Raw genomic sequence first — 17,328 nt, forward strand, 5'->3', positions numbered from 1 at the left:
GACTTCCGGTCGAGGGGAGGTATTCAAGGCGCCCCCTGGGTAGGCTCCCTCGACATGGAGCATGAGGTGTTCGTTCCGGTTCCCGCCGAGAGGCTGAGGGTGGCGCTGGCCGACCCCGCGCGGGTCGCCCGGGCGGTTCCCGGGCTCCAGCAGGACGCCGGCGGCGAGCCCGGCACCGGGCGGCTGAAGGTGCGCATCGGGAGTCACAGCATCACCTACCGCGGTTCCCTGCGGGTCTCGGGACGGGACGGCGGTTCGTACGCCGTCGAAGGAGACGCGACCGAGGCGCGCGGCACGGGTTCGGTCAAGCTCGCCCTCGCCCTCCGCGTCCGCGACACGGACGGCGGCTCCGCCCTCACCTTCGACGGCACGGCCACGGCGGACGGCCGCGTCACCGAACTGCCCAGGGACGCGGTCGACGCGGCCGTGACACGGCTGCTGAACCGCTTCGCGGAGAACCTGGGGACGGAGGCGGAGGCGGAGGCGGAGACCGAGACGGAAGCGGGGGCGGAGGCCGACGTCGACGCCGGGGTGCCGGTGGAGTACACGTCCGTGTTCGAGACCGAGGTTCCGCCGCCGTCCCTGGACCCGGCCGTCGAGCCGGACGAGCCCGTCGAGCCGGACGAGCCGGTCGAGCCGGACGAGCCCGTCGAGCCGGTCGAGCCCGTCGAGTCCGCAGAGCCCTCTTCCGAGCCCCCCGCCGAGGCAGCGCACGCGCGGCGCACGATGATCGGGCGGAGCGCGGAGGAGGTCGACCACGCGCCGCCGCGCGGCCGGTACGCGCCCGTGCCCGCGCCGCAGACCGTCGCGCCGAACGCGACCCTGCGGTGGGCCGCACCGGCGGCGGCCCTGGTGGTGGCCTCGGCGATCGTGGTGGGGCGGGCACTGCGCAGGCGACGCTGAGCGGGTGGGTCGCCACCCGAACCCCGGCGGTCAACCGGCGGCCCTCTTGATCCGCCCAGTAGGGTCGTTCCGTGAGTAACGAAGACATCACGTTGGCCGCGGGTGACGCGGAAGTCGTAGTGCAGCCGGGGAACGGGGGCCGGATCGGCGGGCTTCGTGTCGGAGGCGTCGAACTGCTCCGGCAGGGTGACCGCTTCGGCTGCTTCCCGATGGTTCCCTGGTGCGGGCGGATCCGCGACGGACGGTTCCGGGACGGGGGCACCGTCCGCCAGATGCCGGTCAACTCCCCGCCGCACGCCATCCACGGCACCGTCCGCGACGGCGCCTGGCGTGTGGCGCGCAGGTCGGCGGACGAGGCCGTCATCACGTACGACCTCGTCGACCCCTGGCCCCACACCGGCCGGGTCACCCAGGTGGTCGCCCTGACACCGGACGCCCTCACCCTCACCATGTCCGTGGAGACGTACGAGTCCTCCTTCCCGGCGCAGATCGGCTGGCACCCCTGGTTCAACCGCAACCTCGGCGGGGAGGACGCCCGGGTCGCCTTCGACCCGGCCTGGCAGGAGGAGCGCGGCGACGACCACCTGCCGACCGGCAACCGCATCGACCCCCGGCCGGGCCCCTGGGACGACTGCTTCGGCATGCCCGGCGGGGTCGACGTCACCCTCACCTGGCCCGGTCAGCTGGAGCTCAAGGTGGCCAGCCCCGAGGAGTGGGTCGTCGTCTACGACGAGCAGGAGGCGGCCGTGTGCGTGGAGCCGCAGACCGGTCCGCCCAACGGGCTGAACACCCTGCCGCGCCTGGTCACACCGCTGGAGCCGCTCGAGGCCACCACGACCTGGAGCTGGCGGCACATCTAAGCTGGCTGGCATGACGGACGTCAACGAAGTAAAGCCGCCAGGCACACGTGGCGCGCTGCTGCAGCAGATCAAGGACAAGGCCGTGGTGCACGGCAAGGTGACCCTCTCCTCGGGTCTGGAGGCCGACTACTACGTCGATCTGCGCCGCATCACCCTCGACGGCGAGGCCGCCCCGCTGGTGGGCCAGGTGCTCCTGGACCTGACGGCGGACCTCGAATTCGACGCGGTCGGCGGGCTGACCATGGGCGCCGACCCGGTGGCCGCCGCCATGCTGCACGCCGCCGCGGCGCGCGGGCGGAAGCTGGACGCCTTCGTCGTGCGCAAGGCCGCGAAGGCGCACGGTCTGCAGCGGCGTGTCGAGGGCCCGGAGATCGCGGGTCGCCGCGTCCTGGTCGTCGAGGACACCTCCACCACCGGCGGCTCCCCGCTCACCGCCGTCGAGGCGGTGCGCGAGGCGGGCGCCGAGGTCGTCGCCGTCGCCACCATCGTCGACCGGGCGACCGGCGCCGCCGAGAAGATCGAGGCGGGCGCGGGAGTGCCGTACCGCTTCGCGTTCTCGAAGGACGAGCTGGGCCTGGACTGAGCCGGGGCCGGCCGCCCAAGGACCGGACAGAAGTTGTCCACAGGCCGGTACGGGCTGGACCGAGCATGGGCCCATGTCTGGAAAGATGGGGACGACGATGACGTCGCACCCAAGGTCTAGGTCAGGGCCGTAAGTACGCAGCAAGCCAACCCGCACATACAAGGAGCGGACAGATGCCCATCGCAACCCCCGAGGTCTACAACGAGATGCTCGACCGGGCGAAGGCAGGCAAGTTCGCCTACCCGGCCATCAACGTCACCTCGACCCAGACCCTGCACGCGGCGCTGCGCGGCTTCGCGGAGGCGGAGAGCGACGGCATCATCCAGATCTCGACGGGTGGCGCCGAGTTCCTGGGCGGCCAGTACAACAAGGACATGGTCACCGGTGCCGTGGCCCTGGCCGAGTTCGCGCACATCGTCGCCGAGAAGTACCCGGTGACGGTCGCCCTGCACACGGACCACTGCCCGAAGAACAAGCTCGACGGGTACGTACGTCCGCTGCTCGCGATCTCCGAGGAGCGCGTCAAGGCCGGCCGGAACCCGCTGTTCCAGTCCCACATGTGGGACGGCTCCGCCGAGACCCTGGCCGACAACCTGGCCATCGCGCAGGAGCTGCTGGAGCAGGCCCGCCGCGCCAACATCATCCTCGAGGTGGAGATCACCCCGACCGGTGGCGAGGAGGACGGCGTCTCCCACGAGATCAACGACTCCCTCTACACCACGGTCGACGACGCGATCCGCACGGCCGAGGCGCTGGGCCTGGGCGAGAAGGGCCGCTACCTGCTGGCCGCGTCCTTCGGCAACGTCCACGGCGTGTACAAGCCGGGCAACGTGGTCCTGCGCCCCGAGCTGCTGAAGGAGCTGAACGAGGGCGTGGCCGCCAAGTTCGGCAAGCCGTCCCCGTTCGACTTCGTCTTCCACGGCGGCTCCGGCTCCTCCGAGGCGGAGATCGCCACCGCGCTGGAGAACGGCGTCGTGAAGATGAACATCGACACGGACACGCAGTACGCGTTCACGCGCCCCATCGCCGACCACATGTTCAAGAACTACGACGGCGTCCTGAAGGTCGACGGCGAGGTCGGCTCCAAGTCGACGTACGACCCGCGCACCTGGGGCAAGCTGGCCGAGGCGTCGATGGCGAAGCGCGTCGTCGAGGCGACGCAGAACCTGCGGTCGGCGGGCACGAAGATCAAGTAATCCCGCGGGGTCCACGACCACGACCCACGGGTCGGGGACCCGGTGACCCACGGGTTCGCCGGAAAGCTGGCCCGGGGACAGCCATGGGGGGATGATCCCCTCATGGCTGTCCCCGCGCAGCACGTCCCCGCCGTCAGGATCTCCACGCCCACCGGCAAGTGGATCCTGCTCACCACGGTCCTCGGCTCCAGCATGGCCATGCTGGACTCGACGGTCGTCAACGTCGCGCTGCCCACCATCGGCCGCGATCTCGACGCGAACCTCTCCGCGCTCCAGTGGACGGTCAACGCGTACATGGTCACGCTGGCCGGGCTGATCCTGCTCGGCGGCTCCCTCGGCGACCACTACGGCCGACGGAAGATCTTCGTCCTCGGCGTGGTCTGGTTCGCCGCCGCCTCCCTCCTGTGCGGCCTCGCCCCGAACGTGGGCGTCCTCATCGCGGCCCGCGCCCTCCAGGGGGTCGGCGGCGCCCTGCTGACCCCGGGCTCGCTCGCCCTCATCCAGGCCTCCTTCCACCCCGACGACCGGGGCAGAGCCGTGGGCCTGTGGTCCGGCTTCGGCGGCATCGGCGCGGCCGTGGGCCCGTTCCTGGGCGGCTGGCTGGTGGACGGACCGGGCTGGCGCTGGGTCTTCCTCATCAACGTCCCGGTGGCGCTGATCTGCGCCCCCGTCGCCGTACGCCACGTCCCCGAATCGGCCGACGGCCGCGCTCACGGCCGTTTCGACGTGCTCGGCGCGACCCTGGGCGCCCTGGCGCTCGCCCTGGTGACGTACGCGCTGATCGAGGCCCGTCAGAGCTCCCTCGCCGTCGCCCTCACCGGGGTCGCGGGCGTCGCGGCGGCCGTCGCCTTCGTGTACGTCGAGAAGCATCGCCCCGACCCGATGATGCCGCCCGACATCTTCAAGTCGCGCCAGTTCACGGCGGTCAACCTCGTCACGGTGTGCGTGTACGCGGCCTTCGCCGGCTTCTTCTTCCTCGCCGCGCTCCAGCTCCAGGTCGTCGCCGGATACTCGGCCCTCGGCGCCGGTACGGCACTGCTGCCGACGACCGCCCTGATGCTGCTGCTCTCCGCCCGCTCCGGTGAGCTGGGGGAACGGATCGGCCCGCGCATCCCGCTCACCGTCGGGCCGCTGCTCTGCGCCGCCGGCATGCTGCTGATGCTGCGCGTCGGACCGGACGCCTCGTACATCGTGGACGTCCTTCCCGCGCTGCTCGTCCTCGGGCTGGGCATGGTCACGCTCGTCGCCCCGCTGACCGCCACCGTGCTCGCCTCCGTGGACACCTCGCGGGCGGGCCTGGCCAGCGGCGTCAACAACGCGGCGGCCCGCGCGGCCGGGCTCGTCGCCGTGGCCGCGCTGCCGCTGCTGGCCGGGATGGGGCCGGAGGCCTACCGTTCGGCCGACGCCTTCGACGCCGCGTTCCGGCGGGCGATGCCGCTGTGTGCGGGCGTGCTGCTGGTGGGGGCGGTGATCGCCTTCACGACCGTACGCCGTCCGGCCCCGGGCTGCCGGCGTCCGCAGTGCCGCACGCACGGCTGTGTGACGTCCCCGCCCGTGGAGCCCCAGCGCGCCGCGGCTTCCGGTACTGGTCCGGCCGAGTGACGAGGGTGCACCTGGAAGGACGGGTTCCGGCAGAGGACCCGCCACCGTCACCGATCAAGAGCGATGCAGCAGACTGGAACCCATGACGATGCACGAGAACCTCCTCGGGGGCCCGCCCCCGACCCACCTCCCCGACGACCCCGAGCCGCGCGAGCTGCTCGCCGGCGGCACCGCGCCCGCCGACGTCGCCGCCAAGTACCCGACGTCCTCGCTGGCCTGGGCCCAGCTGGCCGACGACGCGTTCGAGCGGGGCAGCGTCGTGGAGTCGTACGCCTACGCCCGTACGGGCTACCACCGCGGTCTGGACTCCCTGCGCCGCAACGGCTGGAAGGGCCACGGCCCGGTGCCCTGGGAGCACGAGCCGAACCGCGGCTTCCTGCGCGCCCTGCACGCCCTCGCCCGCGCCGCGCAGGCGATCGGGGAGCAGGAGGAGTACGAGCGCTGCTCGCAGTTCCTGAAGGACTCCTCGCCGACGGCGGCCCAGACGCTGGGCTAGTACGGCTTTCCCGGGGCAAGGCCCGCCTGTGACCAGGCGGGCCTTGCCCTTTCGAGGGACGATCGCGGAGGATGCCCGATGGGGACCGGGGCCCCCGTGTCGGTAACGGCAGGGGCGGACCGCTACCCGGAGTACACAACAGGAGACAGCGATGTCCCACGAGGCTCGTGAGGCCCAAGAGCCCGAGACCCCGCATCTCGCCCCGAAAATCAATTGGAGCAGCGCAGGCACGACGCCGTACGAGGACTACGTCAAGGCGGATGTGCTCACCCACCTGCAGCACACCCTCTCGGACGATCCCGGAGAGATGGTCTTCCTGGTCACCACGCAGGTGATGGAGCTGTGGTTCACGGTCGTCGTCCACGAGTGGGAGACCGCCGCGCGGGCCCTGCGTGAGGACCGGGTGCCGGTGGCGATCGACGCGCTGAAGCGTTCCGTACGGGAGCTGGAGGCGCTGAACGCCTCCTGGAAGCCGCTCGGGCAGCTCACCCCGGCCCAGTTCAACTCGTACCGTTCGGCCCTCGGCGAGGGTTCCGGTTTCCAGTCGGCGATGTACCGCCGCATGGAGTTCCTGCTCGGTGAGAAGTCCGCGTCGATGCTGGTCCCGCACCGGGGCGCGCCGCGCGTCCACGCCGAGCTGGAGAAGGCGCTGCACGAGCCGAGCCTGTACGACGAGGTGTTGCGGCTCCTCGCCCGGCGCGGGCACGCGGTTCCGGCCTCCGTCCTGGACCGGGACGTCTCGCGGCGGTACGAGTCGTCCCCCGAGGTGGAGGCCGTCTGGACGGCCGTGTACTCCGGTGACGCCGGCGACGAGGTCGCCCGGCTCGGCGAGGCGCTCACCGATGTCGCCGAGCTGGTGTGGCGGTGGCGCAACGACCACCTCGTCGCCACCCGGCGCGCGATGGGCGCGAAGCCCGGGACGGGTGGCTCGGCCGGTGTGGCCTGGCTGGAGAAGCGCGCGCAGAAGAACGTGTTCCCCGAGCTGTGGACGGCGAGGTCGCATGTCTGAGATATCTGACATTTCCGGCGTGTCGGAGCTGGCGGTCAAGGCGCAGAAGCTGGACGCCGTCGACGAACTGGCCGCCAAACGCGCGGAGTTCGTGCTCGACACCGTGTCCGATGATGCGGCTGACGCCGCGGGTGTGTACCTGGACGGCAACTCGCTGGGCGCGCTGCCCGCGGCCGTCCCGGGCCGGGTGGCGGACGTCGTCGGCCGCCAGTGGGGCGAGCTGCGCATCCGTTCCTGGGACGAGAGCGGCTGGTGGACCGCGCCCGAGCGGATCGGCGACCTGATCGCTCCGCTGGTGGGGGCGGCGCCGGGGCAGATCGTGGTCGGCGACTCCACCAGCGTCAACGTCTTCAAGGCGCTGGTGGCGGCGGTGCGGATGGCGGGCGCCGGGGCCGGGGGCGGGCGCGACGAGATCGTCGTGGACGCCACCACCTTCCCCACGGACGGGTACATCGCCGAGTCGGCGGCCCGGATGACCGGGTGCACGCTGCGGCCGGTGACCCCGGCGGAGGTACCGGGTGTGCTGTCCGGCCGTACCGCCGCGGTGCTCCTCAACCACGTCGACTACCGCACGGGCCGGCTGCACGACCTGCCCGGCCTCACGGCCGCGGTGCACGCGGCGGGCGCGGTGGCCGTCTGGGACCTGTGCCACAGCGCGGGCGCGCTCCCGGTCGGCCTGGACGAGCACGGAGTGGACCTCGCGGTCGGCTGCACCTACAAGTACCTGAACGGCGGCCCGGGTTCACCGGCGTACCTCTACGTACGCCATGACCTCCAGGACCGCTTCGAGTCCCCGCTGCCCGGCTGGAACTCGCACGCCGAGCCCTTCGGCATGCGCAGCGCCTACGAGCCGGCGGCGGGTGCGGTCCGGGGCCGGGTGGGCACGCCGGACATCCTGTCGATGCTCGCCCTGGAGGCGGCCCTGGAGGTCTGGGACGGCGTCTCGATCGAGGCCGTGCGCGCCAAGTCCCTCGCCCTGACCGACTTCTTCCTGGAGTGCGTGAGCGCGTACGTGCCCGAGGGGCGCGTCGAGTCGCTCACTCCCGTGGCGCACGGGGAGCGGGGCAGCCAGGTCGCGCTGCAATGTGAGGACGCCGGGCAGGTCATGAAGCGGCTGATCGAGCGGGGGGTCGTCGGTGACTTCCGGCACCCTGACGTGCTGCGGTTCGGCTTCACACCGCTGTACGTGGGGTTCGCGGACGTGGAGCGGGCGGCTCGGGTGCTGGGCGAGGTAGTGGGAGAAGCAGGGGGAGAAGTCCAGGGAGAAGTACGGGGTGAGGCGCTGAGCTAGTCGTCGGCGGGAAGGTGGGCGCTCGGTGCGGTCCCCGGGGCAGAACCGTCGGCCCTCACCGAGCGTGACATCCGCGTGTCGGCGCACGTCACGGGCCTGGTACCGTCCCCGCCAACGGCCGAATGCTCTTCTTGTTCCGCCAAACTCGGTTCGCCAAGTCCGTTTCGTCGCTGAGAGGTTGGAGCATGTCGGACGACGCAGCAGCAGCCCGTGCCGCCGCAGAAGAGGAGTCGGCCTTCTCGCATCCCGCCGTCGACCCCGACTCCACCGCCTCGTACGGCGACCATCCCGACCAGGTGATCGACTTCTACGCTCCGCGCGCAGAGGTGGGGCCGGGCGGTTCCGCGCCCCTGGTCGTCGTCCTGCACGGCGGCGCCTGGCGCGCTCCGTACGACCGGCGGCACATCACTCCGTTCGCGGACTTCCTCGCCCGCCGGGGCTTCGCCGTGGCCAACGTCGAGTACCGGCGCGGTGCCTCGATCCCGTCGCAGGGCGGCACCGGACCGGTCGCGGGCCGCTGGCCGGACACCTTCGACGACGTGGCCGCCGCCCTGGACGCGCTCCCCGCGCTCGTCCGGGAGGCCCTCCCGCAGGCGGACCCGCGCCGTACGGTCGTCACCGGTCACTCGGCGGGCGGCCACCTGGCCCTGTGGGCGGCGGCCCGGCACGTCCTGCCCGCCGACGCCCCCTGGCGCACCGGCGGACCCGCCCTCCTGCGCGGTGTGGTCGCCCTCGCCCCGATCGCCGACTTCGCGGTCGCCGAGAAGCTGGAGGTGTGCGGGGGAGCGGCGGGCCAGCTCCTGGGCGGCCAGGAGCACTTCGCCGACCGGCAGCCGTATGCCGACCCCGCGCTGCTCCTGCCCACCGGCATCGCGACCACGCTCGTCCAGGGCCGTACCGATGTGGTCGTCCCGCAGGCGGTCGCCGAGGCGTACGCGGAGGCGGCGGGGAAGGCGGGGGAAATCGTGGGCCTGACGCTCCTCGAGGACGTCGGCCACTTCCCGCTGATCGATCCGGCGGCGGACGCGTGCGCGGTGGTGGCGGAGGAGATCGCGCAGCTGGCCTGGTGATACGCAGCCGGGCGTCCTCGCGGCACCCGTAGTACCTGAGGGGGAGGCCGAAGGACCCTTCTCACTGGTGACGACCGCGATCTGCTCCTCCGCCTACGGTTTTCATGTGACCGAGACGACCCAGACGCAGACGATGCCGCCGGGCGGCGGGGCCAAGCCGCGCAGCCCGGAGTTCCGGCTGGCCGTGGACGCCCTGCGCGGGCTGCGGCAGGACCTGTTCCACGACGCCTTCGCCTACCGCCCGCTGCCCCGCATGAACACCGACGGCCCGCTCACCCGCCGGCTGTCGGGCCGGATGCGGGAGTACGCGACCTGGACGCCGCACGCCGTGATCACCGTGGCCGGGTTCATCGCCCTGCTCATCGCCTCGGACGGCACCAGCCGGGGCGGCGCTCTCAACGCGTTCCTCGGGCTGCTCGCACTGGCCCCGGTGCTGCTGACCATGGTGCGGCCGGTCGGCGCGTTCTGGCTGTCGATGGTCGCGACCCCGCTCGCCGCCGTCCTGGGAAGCGACTGGGACAGCGAGTGGCCGTGGCTGCCCGGCAGCTTCGCCTGCCACCTGGTGGTGCTCACGCTCGTGGCCATACGCACCAGGCCGCGCACGGCAGCGTGGATGTGGGCTCTGACGGGGGCGTACGGCATGGTCTCGGAGAGCGCCTTCCGCGGCGGCCGCTACTTCGGCACGAACACCGTCGAGCTGCTGTTCATCTCCGCCCTGGCCCTCCTCGCCGTCACCGTCTGGCAGATCCGCCGCGAGGCCCGGCAGGAGGTGACCGCCCAGCAGACGGTGACCGCGCACGAGCGCTCCCGCCGCACCCTCCTGGAGGAGCGCACCACGATCGCCCGCGAGCTGCACGACGTGGTCGCCCACCACATGTCGGTGGTCGCCATCCAGGCGGAGGCCGCGCCCTACCGGGTGGAGAACCCGCCGCCGGAGCTGGAGCGCGCCTTTGTCACCATCCGGGAGAACGCGGTGGCGGCGCTCACCGAGCTGCGCCGCGTCCTGGGCGTCGTCCGCGCCGAGGACTACGAGGCGCCGGACGCCCCGCAGCCCACGCTCGCCGACCTGGACACGCTGCTGGCCAACGTGCGGGACGCGGGACTGAGCGTGGAGAAGGCGGTGACGGGTGCGGTGCGCGAACTCCCGCAGGGCGTCGAGCTGTCGGCGTACCGGATGGTCCAGGAGGCACTGAGCAACACCCTGCGGCACGCGCCGGGCGCGAGCGCACGGGTCGAGATCGGCTACGTCCTCGGCGGGCTGGGGCTGCGGATAGTCAACGGGCCGGTGCCCGAGCTGTCGCTGGTGAAGCCCTCGCCCGGCGCCGGGCACGGCGTCACCGGGATGCGCGAGCGCGTCTCCATGCTGAACGGGGAGATGACGGCCGGGCCGACGGAGGAGGGCGGGTACGAGGTGGCGGTGTTCCTGCCGGTGGCCGCCGTGAGCGAGGGTGACGTATGACCATCCGGGTACTGATCGCGGACGACCAGATGATGGTGCGCGAGGGCTTCTCCGTCCTGCTGAACGCGATGCCGGACATCGAGGTCGTCGGCGAGGCCGTCAACGGGCGGGAAGCGGTCGAGCGGGTGCGGGAGCTGACCCCGGACGTCGTGCTGATGGACATCCGGATGCCCGAGCTGAACGGCATCGAGGCGACCCGGGAGATCGTCGCCGCGGACGGTACGGCGAAAGTGCTGGTGCTGACGACGTTCGACCTCGACGAGTACGTGTACCAGGCGCTGCGGGCGGGGGCGTCCGGCTTCCTCCTGAAGGACGCGTCGGCACGCCAACTCGCCGACGGGGTCCGGGTGGTGGCGGCCGGTGAGGCGCTGCTGGCTCCCTCGGTGACCAAGCGGCTGATCACCGAGTTCTCGAAACTGTCCGACGGCCCGCGACTGACGCCGACCGCGCAGGCGGCGTACGGGGATCTGACCGAGCGGGAGACGGAGGTGCTGGTGCTGATCGCGCAGGGCCTGTCGAACGCGGAGATCGCCGGGCGGCTGGTGGTCGCCGAGTCCACGATCAAGACGCATGTGAGCCGGATCCTGGTGAAGCTGGGGCTGCGGGACCGTACGCAGGCGGCGGTGTTCGCGTACGAGGCGCGGCTGGTCACCCCGGGGTGAGGCGGCGGCGTGCCTGACCAGGGGTGAGGCACCCCTGGTCAGGCAGGGGGGTGCCGGGCTAGCGTCCGTGCATGGCAGCTGCTTCCGACCTCGCCTTCGACCCCTGGGACACAGGGTTCGTCGCCGACCCGTACCCGGCCTACGCCGAACTGCGCGCCCGGGGCCGCGTGATCCACTACGAGCCCACCGACCAGTGGCTGGTCCCGCACCACGCGGACGTCTCGGCGCTGCTGCGTGACCGGCGGCTGGGGCGGACGTACCAGCACCGGTTCACGCACGAGGAGTTCGGCCGTGGCGCGCCGGCGCCGGAGCACGAGCCGTTCCACACGCTCAACGACCACGGGATGCTGGACCTGGAGCCGCCGGACCACACCCGTATCCGGCGCCTGGTGTCGAAGGCGTTCACGCCGCGTACGGTCGAGCAGCTCAAGCCGTACGTGGCCCGGCTCGCCGGGGAGCTGGTGGACCGGCTGGCCGAGGCGGGCGGCGGTGATCTGCTCACGGACGTCGCCGAACCGCTTCCCGTGGCCGTCATCGCCGAGATGCTGGGCATCCCGGAGTCGGACCGGGCGCCGCTGCGGCCCTGGTCGGCGGACATCTGCGGGATGTACGAGCTGAACCCGCCGGAGGACGTGGCGGTGAGGGCGGTGCGCGCGTCGGTCGAGTTCTCCGACTATCTCCGTGAGCTGATCGCCGAGCGCCGCAAGGAGCCCGGCGACGACCTGATCTCCGGTCTGATCGCGGCGTACGACGAGGGCGACCGTCTCACCGAGCAGGAGATGATCTCGACCTGCGTGCTGCTGCTGAACGCGGGGCACGAGGCCACGGTGAACGCCACGGTCAACGGCTGGTACGCCTTGTTCCGCAACCCCGACCAGCTGGCGGCCCTGCGCGCCGACCACTCTCTCGTCCCCGCCGCCGTCGAGGAGCTGATGCGCTTCGACACCCCGCTCCAGCTCTTCGAGCGCTGGGTGCTGGACGAGATCGAGATCGACGGCACGACGATCCCGAGGGGCGCGGAGATCGCGATGCTGTTCGGTTCCGCCAACCACGATCCCGAGGTGTTCCAGGACCCCGAGAAGCTCGACCTCACCCGCGGGGACAACCCGCACATCTCCTTCAGCGCCGGCATCCACTACTGCATCGGCGCCCCGCTGGCCCGTATCGAACTGGCGGCCTCCATGACCGCCCTCCTGGAGAAGGCGCCCACGCTGAGCCTGGCGGCCGAGCCCGAGCGGAAGCCCAACTTCGTCATCAGGGGACTCGACGGTCTTCGGGTGACGGCGTAGGCCCTGCCGTCAGGACGCGCCCAGGCGGCGGGCGGCGAGCTGGACCTCCCGGGGCCCGCCCGGGCGTTCGAGGATCATGAAGCCTGCCTCCTCGCCCCGGTGATAGACCTTCAGGCGCGGCCCGTCGACGGCCAGCCGCAGGTCGGCCCAGGGGTGGGCCCACAGCAGGTCGGAGTGCTCCCAGAGCTGGAGGTGCCGGGAGGTCAACCGCAGCTGGAAGGGCGGGTTCTCGTACGGGGTCGGGCCTCGCTCGGGCGTGAACGGCGGCCGTACGGTGTAGGTGCTGAGCAGATACTCACCCGGTTCCAGCGACTCCGCACGGACGGCGTCCTCACGGCCGGTCTTCGTCCCCGACCATCCGGCGAAGGCGCTGCACAGCACGGTGAACGGCACGACGAACCACCAGGGGACGCCGCCGGTGAACCCCTCGACGGCGACGGACGCGGCCCCGAGGCTGGCCGTGACACCACCGGAGACGGCGGCCCGGCGGAGCCGCCGCCGTCTTTCACCCTCCGGGGTTCCGCGCTCCGCCCGCTGCCGTGCCATGTGGCATCCCCCTGCACGTCGGTCTGACCGTCCGCAACGTGGTGGAAGACGCGGCGGGGCGTCAGGTGGTTGCATCGTGCACGGATTCGCCGTCACTGTCCGACGCGTCGGACCAGGGCCCAGACGGTGAGGGAGGCGGCGATTCCGCCGAGGATCGCAAGCGGCAGCTCGGCGTAGAGCACGCTCCAGTCCGGGCTCTGTTCGAACCGCCAGAACCGCGCCCGGAAATCCATGGCCCACACCGTGAGTCCCGCGCCGGCGCCGAGGGCCGCGGTCAGGCATCCCGCGGCGGCCTGCATACGTTGTCCCATGTCCGGCATGGACGCGCCAAGGCCGCCGAGGAGTTCCCGCGTCGGTCAGGTCGTGAGGTCCCGGCGTCGTAGCCCGGCCAGTCCCGCGGCCACCAGCACCACCGACAACCCGAGCAGGATCAGTACCGGAGTCCACTCCATCGCCCCGCCCGGCAGCTTCGGCAGGTGACCGAAGGGGGACACGTCGAGCACCGCCTGCGGAACGTCCAGTGCCGGTCCCACCCAGCCGATGAGCAGGACCGTGCCCGCGACTCCCCATGCCGCCGTCGCCGCCCGGGGCAGCACCCCGTACAGCAGGACCGCCACCCCGCCGATCACCCACACTCCGGCGACCTGCACCAGACAGGCGCCCAGGATCGGCCCGACCTCCTTGCCGTAGCCGATGGCGAAGCCGAGCCCGGCGAGCAGCATGATGAGCACGGTCCCACCGAAGGCGATCACCAGGTGACCGGCAGCCCACCGCAGTCGGCCCACCGCGTTCGCCAGCAGCGGCTCCGCCCGCCCCGACGTCTCCTCGCCGTTCAGACGGAGGACGGACGCCACCACGTACAGCGCGGCCACCAGGCCGAGCATCCCGACCATCGAGGCGAGGAACGCGTCCGTGATCCCCGACTGGCCGCCCATGCGCTCGAAGATCTCGCGAGCGTTGTCGTTGTCCCGGACCAGATCGGCCGCCTCGTCGGTCAGCCCGCCGTACACGACCCCCGCGAGGAAGAAGCCGACGCTCCAGCCGAGCACACTGCCCCGCTGCAGGCGCCAGGCCAGTGCGCCTGCCGTGCCGAGACGGCCGGCCGCCGGTCCGGGGCGCGTCGGCAAGAAGCTCATGCCGATGTCCCGGCGGCCGGCGAGCTCGTAGGCGACCGCGCCCTGCACCAGCACCGCCGCCGCGAACAACAGCAGCACCCACCACCGTTCGCCGGCGAAGGACCGCAGGTTCTCCAGCCAGCCGAGCGGGGACAGCCAGGTCAGCACCGACGAGCCGTCGTCCGTCGCCGAGTCGCCCGCCGCGCGCAGGACGAAGGCGGCGCCCAGGACCGCCGCCGTCAGACCGCGGGCCAGGCGTGCGCTCTCCGTCAGCTGGGCGACGATCGCCGCCATCGTCGCGAAGACCATCCCGACGGCCGCGAGCCCGAGCCCGAAGGCCGTCGCCCCGGCCGCGCCCTGCCCGGCCAGTCCGGCCGTGACCAGCAACGCCAGTACGGCGTTGGCGACCGCCGCCGCGAGCAGCGCCGACGTCAGCGAGGCCCGCCGGCCCACCATGCCCGAGGCCAACAGCTCCTGGCGGCCGCTCTCCTCCTCGTCCCTGGTGTGCCGTACGACGACGAGCAGGCTCATCACCGCGGCCAGGGCGCCCGCGTAGACGCCGACGCGCCACGCCGTCAGCGCGCCGAGCGAGTCGTCGAAGACCGGTCCGACCAGCGCGCGCAGGGAGGAGTTCGTCGCCATCTGCCGCATCAGGTCGGCGCGCTGGGCCGGGGTGCCGTACAGGCCCTCGAGGGTGTTCGGCATGGAGAGGACCATCAGGGTGTTCACGGCGACCCAGACGGGCATCATCAGCCGGTCGCGACGCAGCGCGAAGCGCAACAGGACGCCCGTGCCGGTGAGTTGCCTCGGCGCGATCGTGCTCACCTCGGCACCTCGTCCTGGTAGTGCCGCAGGAACAGTTCCTCCAGGGTCGGTGGCGTAGAGGTCAGCGACCGTACGCCGGACGCGCTCAACGACCGCAGTACGGCGTCGAGCTTGTCCGTGTCGACCTGGAGCCGGACCCTCCTGCCCTGTACGTCGAGGTCGTGGACGCCGGGGAGATGCGCCAAACCGTTCGGCGGGCCGGCGAGTTCGGCCGTCACGCTGGTCCGGGTGAGATGCCTCAGGTCCGCCAGCGAACCCGTCTCGACCGTGCGCCCCGTGCGGATGATGCTCACCCGGTCGCAGAGCTCCTCGACCTCGCTGAGGATGTGGGACGACAGCAGAACGGTCCGCCCCCGTTCCCGCTCCTCCTCCACGCACCGCTGGAAGACCTCCTCCATCAGCGGGTCCAGGCCCGACGTCGGCTCGTCCAGGATCAGCAGGTCGACGTCCGAGGCGAAGGCGGCGACGAGGGCGACCTTCTGCCGGTTGCCCTTCGAGTACGTGCGGCCCTTCTTGGTGGGGTCCAGCTCGAAGCGTTCGATCAGGTCGGCGCGGCGCTCGGTGTCCAGGCCGCCGCGCAGACGGCCGTACAGGTCGATGACCTCGCCGCCGGAGAGGTTGCGCCACAGGGTCACGTCGCCGGGGACGTACGCGATCCGGCGGTGCACCTCCACCGCGTCCTTCCACGGGTCGCGGCCGAGCACCTGCGCGGCGCCCGAGTCGGCGCGCAGCAGGCCGAGCAGGACACGGATGGTGGTGGACTTGCCGGCGCCGTTGGGGCCGAGGAAGCCGTGGACCTCGCCGGTCTCGACGTTCAGGTCGAGGCCGTCGAGGGCGTGGGTCCTGCCGAACGACTTGTGCAGTCCGGAGACGGTGATGGCCTTCGTCATGCTTCAGAACGTACGCTATATTCAGAAACTTGTGAAGATAGGGAAGCCTCTGAATCGCCGGATAGGATGGTCCACATGACTGACGTGGCGGGACGCGACCCGGAGGCGGTCTCGAAGTTCGTGGAGAGCTTCGCCGCGCAGCTCGTCGAGGCCGGCATGCAGCGGATGCCGGCCAGGGTCTTCGCGGCCCTGCTGTCCTCGGACTCGGGCACGCTGACCTCCGCCGAGCTGGGCGAACAGCTCCAGGTCAGCGCGGCCGCCGTCTCCGGGGCCGTGCGCTACCTGGCCCAGCAGCACATGGTCGCGCGCGAGCGCGAGCCCGGTTCGCGAAGGGAGCGGTACCGGGTGCACAGCAACCAGTGGTACGAGGCGCTCACCAACCGGGAAGCGGTCCTCAAGCGGTGGGAAGGGGCCCTGCGGGAAGGTGTCACGAGCCTCGGCGCCGACACCCCGGCGGGACGCCGCATGGCGGAGACGCTCGCCTTCTTCGAGTTCGTCGACGGCGAGATCGCGGCCATGATGGAACGCTGGCGTGTCCACAGGGACCGGGTGTTCGGCGCTTCCTAGCGCAAGCCGGATTCTCAGCTCGACGACGGCAACGTCAACCCCAACCCGCCCTCCCGCACCGTCCACGTCCGCCTCCGCACCGGCCCCCAGACCCCCGCGTCCGCCCGGTACCGGAAGTCCGCTCCGGACACGGTCACCAGCCGCCCCCGCGCCAGCAGGGGCGCCGCCTCCGCGCCCACCGACGCCGGCCGCACCTCCACCGCCGCCGCTCCGGCGCCGCCCGGCGTCACCGACACCGCCTCCACCGGCTGGTCCAGGTCGACCAGCGTCACCCCGTCGACCTCCACCCGCAGCCGGGACGGCCCGGGCCGGGGCACGTCGACGGCGGACGGGGCCCTGGACGGCCGGGACGGCACCAGCGTGCGCACGAGTGACTGGCACGTCCGCAGCCAGGGGTGTGCCGGGTCGGCCGAGGGTTCCGGTTCCTCCGGCGTCCGGAACACCGGAACCGGTGGTATCCGCAACGCCCCCAGCACCACCCCGTCACTGTCGTCGACCAGCAGGTCCAGCCGGCGCTCGGCCCCGTCGAGCACGGCCCGCGCCGCCGCCACGGTCCCCGTCGGCACCCCCAGCGAACGGGCCACCGACAGCGCACTGCCCACCGGCACCACCGACAGCACGCATCCGGCCAGCTCCCGCTGCCGGTGCAAAAGGGACACCGCCCGCACGAGAGTCCGGTCGTCGCCGATGACCACCGGCCGACGCGACCCCCGTCGCGCCAGTGCCCGGGCGAATTCCTCGGGCCCGTCCGGCAGGCACACCTTCGTCGCCGCACCCCCGCTGAGCACGTCTTTCGCGATTCGTACGGCCTCGCCGTCCGTCTGCCGGGCGACCGGGTCGATGACCACCAGCAACTGGTCGGAAGTCGCCACCTCGGTCATGCCTCGCTTCCTCGGGTAGCATCTTGGTGCAAGAGCCCCTTGCGCTATTGCGCCAGGGGCTTCGTCTATTCCGGGGCATCCGGG

At 72.1% G+C, this 17,328-nt stretch carries 18 protein-coding genes; 13 read left to right on the plus strand and 5 right to left on the minus strand.

All coding sequences use genetic code 11. From position 1 onward, the window contains the following. Positions 1–54 precede the first annotated feature (54 nt). The 12 genes from ACFY16_RS12385 (at position 55) to ACFY16_RS12440 (ending at position 12,420) form a co-directional block, all read left to right on the plus strand. Positions 55–903: an SRPBCC domain-containing protein gene (locus tag ACFY16_RS12385; protein ID WP_390647026.1), complete on the plus strand. Its 849-nt coding sequence runs from the start codon at positions 55–57 to the stop codon at positions 901–903. 71 nt (positions 904–974) lie between these two features. Continuing rightward, a complete protein-coding gene (locus tag ACFY16_RS12390; protein WP_390647027.1) occupies positions 975–1,763 on the plus strand; it encodes an aldose 1-epimerase in 789 nt (262 codons plus the stop codon). 10 nt (positions 1,764–1,773) lie between these two features. Continuing rightward, positions 1,774–2,346 (plus strand): orotate phosphoribosyltransferase, encoded by a 573-nt coding sequence (pyrE, locus tag ACFY16_RS12395; protein ID WP_390647028.1) that lies wholly within the window; start codon positions 1,774–1,776, stop codon positions 2,344–2,346. Between the two features lie 173 nt (positions 2,347–2,519). Then, on the plus strand, positions 2,520–3,542 hold the full coding sequence (gene fbaA / locus ACFY16_RS12400; protein ID WP_390647029.1) for a class II fructose-bisphosphate aldolase: 1,023 nt from the start codon (positions 2,520–2,522) through the stop codon (positions 3,540–3,542). Between the two features lie 102 nt (positions 3,543–3,644). Further along, entirely contained in the window at positions 3,645–5,144 is a 1,500-nt protein-coding gene (locus tag ACFY16_RS12405) for an MFS transporter (protein WP_390647030.1), read from the plus strand. Positions 5,145–5,226: 82 nt separating this feature from the next. Further along, positions 5,227–5,640, plus strand: coding sequence for a DUF3151 domain-containing protein (locus ACFY16_RS12410; protein ID WP_390647031.1), 414 nt, complete (start codon positions 5,227–5,229; stop codon positions 5,638–5,640). A gap of 151 nt (positions 5,641–5,791) precedes the next feature. After that, positions 5,792–6,649, plus strand: coding sequence for a tryptophan 2,3-dioxygenase family protein (locus tag ACFY16_RS12415; protein ID WP_390647032.1), 858 nt, complete (start codon positions 5,792–5,794; stop codon positions 6,647–6,649). Beyond that, entirely contained in the window at positions 6,642–7,940 is a 1,299-nt protein-coding gene (gene kynU, locus ACFY16_RS12420) for a kynureninase (protein WP_390647033.1), read from the plus strand. The genes ACFY16_RS12415 and kynU overlap by 8 nt, the downstream gene beginning before the upstream one ends. Positions 7,941–8,125: 185 nt before the next feature. Continuing rightward, positions 8,126–9,010: an alpha/beta hydrolase gene (locus tag ACFY16_RS12425; RefSeq protein WP_390647034.1), complete on the plus strand. Its 885-nt coding sequence runs from the start codon at positions 8,126–8,128 to the stop codon at positions 9,008–9,010. A gap of 106 nt (positions 9,011–9,116) precedes the next feature. Then, positions 9,117–10,469, plus strand: a complete 1,353-nt coding sequence (locus ACFY16_RS12430; protein WP_390647035.1) for a sensor histidine kinase — start codon at positions 9,117–9,119, stop codon at positions 10,467–10,469. Beyond that, positions 10,466–11,131 carry a response regulator gene (locus tag ACFY16_RS12435; RefSeq protein WP_390647036.1) on the plus strand — a complete coding sequence of 222 codons (666 nt, stop codon included), beginning with the start codon at positions 10,466–10,468 and terminating at the stop codon, positions 11,129–11,131. The genes ACFY16_RS12430 and ACFY16_RS12435 overlap by 4 nt, the downstream gene beginning before the upstream one ends. Positions 11,132–11,202: 71 nt before the next feature. Then, a complete protein-coding gene (locus ACFY16_RS12440; protein ID WP_390647037.1) occupies positions 11,203–12,420 on the plus strand; it encodes a cytochrome P450 in 1,218 nt (405 codons plus the stop codon). Between the two features lie 9 nt (positions 12,421–12,429). On the opposite strand, the gene ACFY16_RS12445 is transcribed toward ACFY16_RS12440, so the two are convergent. The 4 genes from ACFY16_RS12445 to ACFY16_RS12460 form a co-directional block, all read right to left on the minus strand. Beyond that, complete coding sequence (locus ACFY16_RS12445; protein ID WP_390647038.1) at positions 12,430–12,966, minus strand: hypothetical protein; 537 nt, start codon at positions 12,964–12,966, stop codon at positions 12,430–12,432. 92 nt (positions 12,967–13,058) lie between these two features. Next, positions 13,059–13,277, minus strand: a complete 219-nt coding sequence (locus ACFY16_RS12450; RefSeq protein WP_390647039.1) for a hypothetical protein — start codon at positions 13,275–13,277, stop codon at positions 13,059–13,061. A gap of 45 nt (positions 13,278–13,322) precedes the next feature. After that, positions 13,323–14,831, minus strand: coding sequence for an ABC transporter permease (locus ACFY16_RS12455; RefSeq protein ID WP_390647255.1), 1,509 nt, complete (start codon positions 14,829–14,831; stop codon positions 13,323–13,325). Positions 14,832–14,902: 71 nt separating this feature from the next. Next, complete coding sequence (locus ACFY16_RS12460; protein ID WP_390647040.1) at positions 14,903–15,796, minus strand: ATP-binding cassette domain-containing protein; 894 nt, start codon at positions 15,794–15,796, stop codon at positions 14,903–14,905. A gap of 75 nt (positions 15,797–15,871) precedes the next feature. Between ACFY16_RS12460 and ACFY16_RS12465 the strand changes: the two genes are divergently transcribed. Continuing rightward, positions 15,872–16,363, plus strand: coding sequence for a GbsR/MarR family transcriptional regulator (locus tag ACFY16_RS12465; RefSeq protein ID WP_390647041.1), 492 nt, complete (start codon positions 15,872–15,874; stop codon positions 16,361–16,363). Between the two features lie 14 nt (positions 16,364–16,377). On the opposite strand, the gene ACFY16_RS12470 is transcribed toward ACFY16_RS12465, so the two are convergent. Then, positions 16,378–17,244 carry a diacylglycerol kinase family protein gene (locus tag ACFY16_RS12470; RefSeq protein WP_390647042.1) on the minus strand — a complete coding sequence of 289 codons (867 nt, stop codon included), beginning with the start codon at positions 17,242–17,244 and terminating at the stop codon, positions 16,378–16,380. Positions 17,245–17,328 lie beyond the last annotated feature (84 nt).

Source organism: Streptomyces sp. NPDC001315, from assembly GCF_042896175.1.
In the GTDB taxonomy this organism is placed as follows: Bacteria; Actinomycetota; Actinomycetes; order Streptomycetales; family Streptomycetaceae; genus Streptomyces.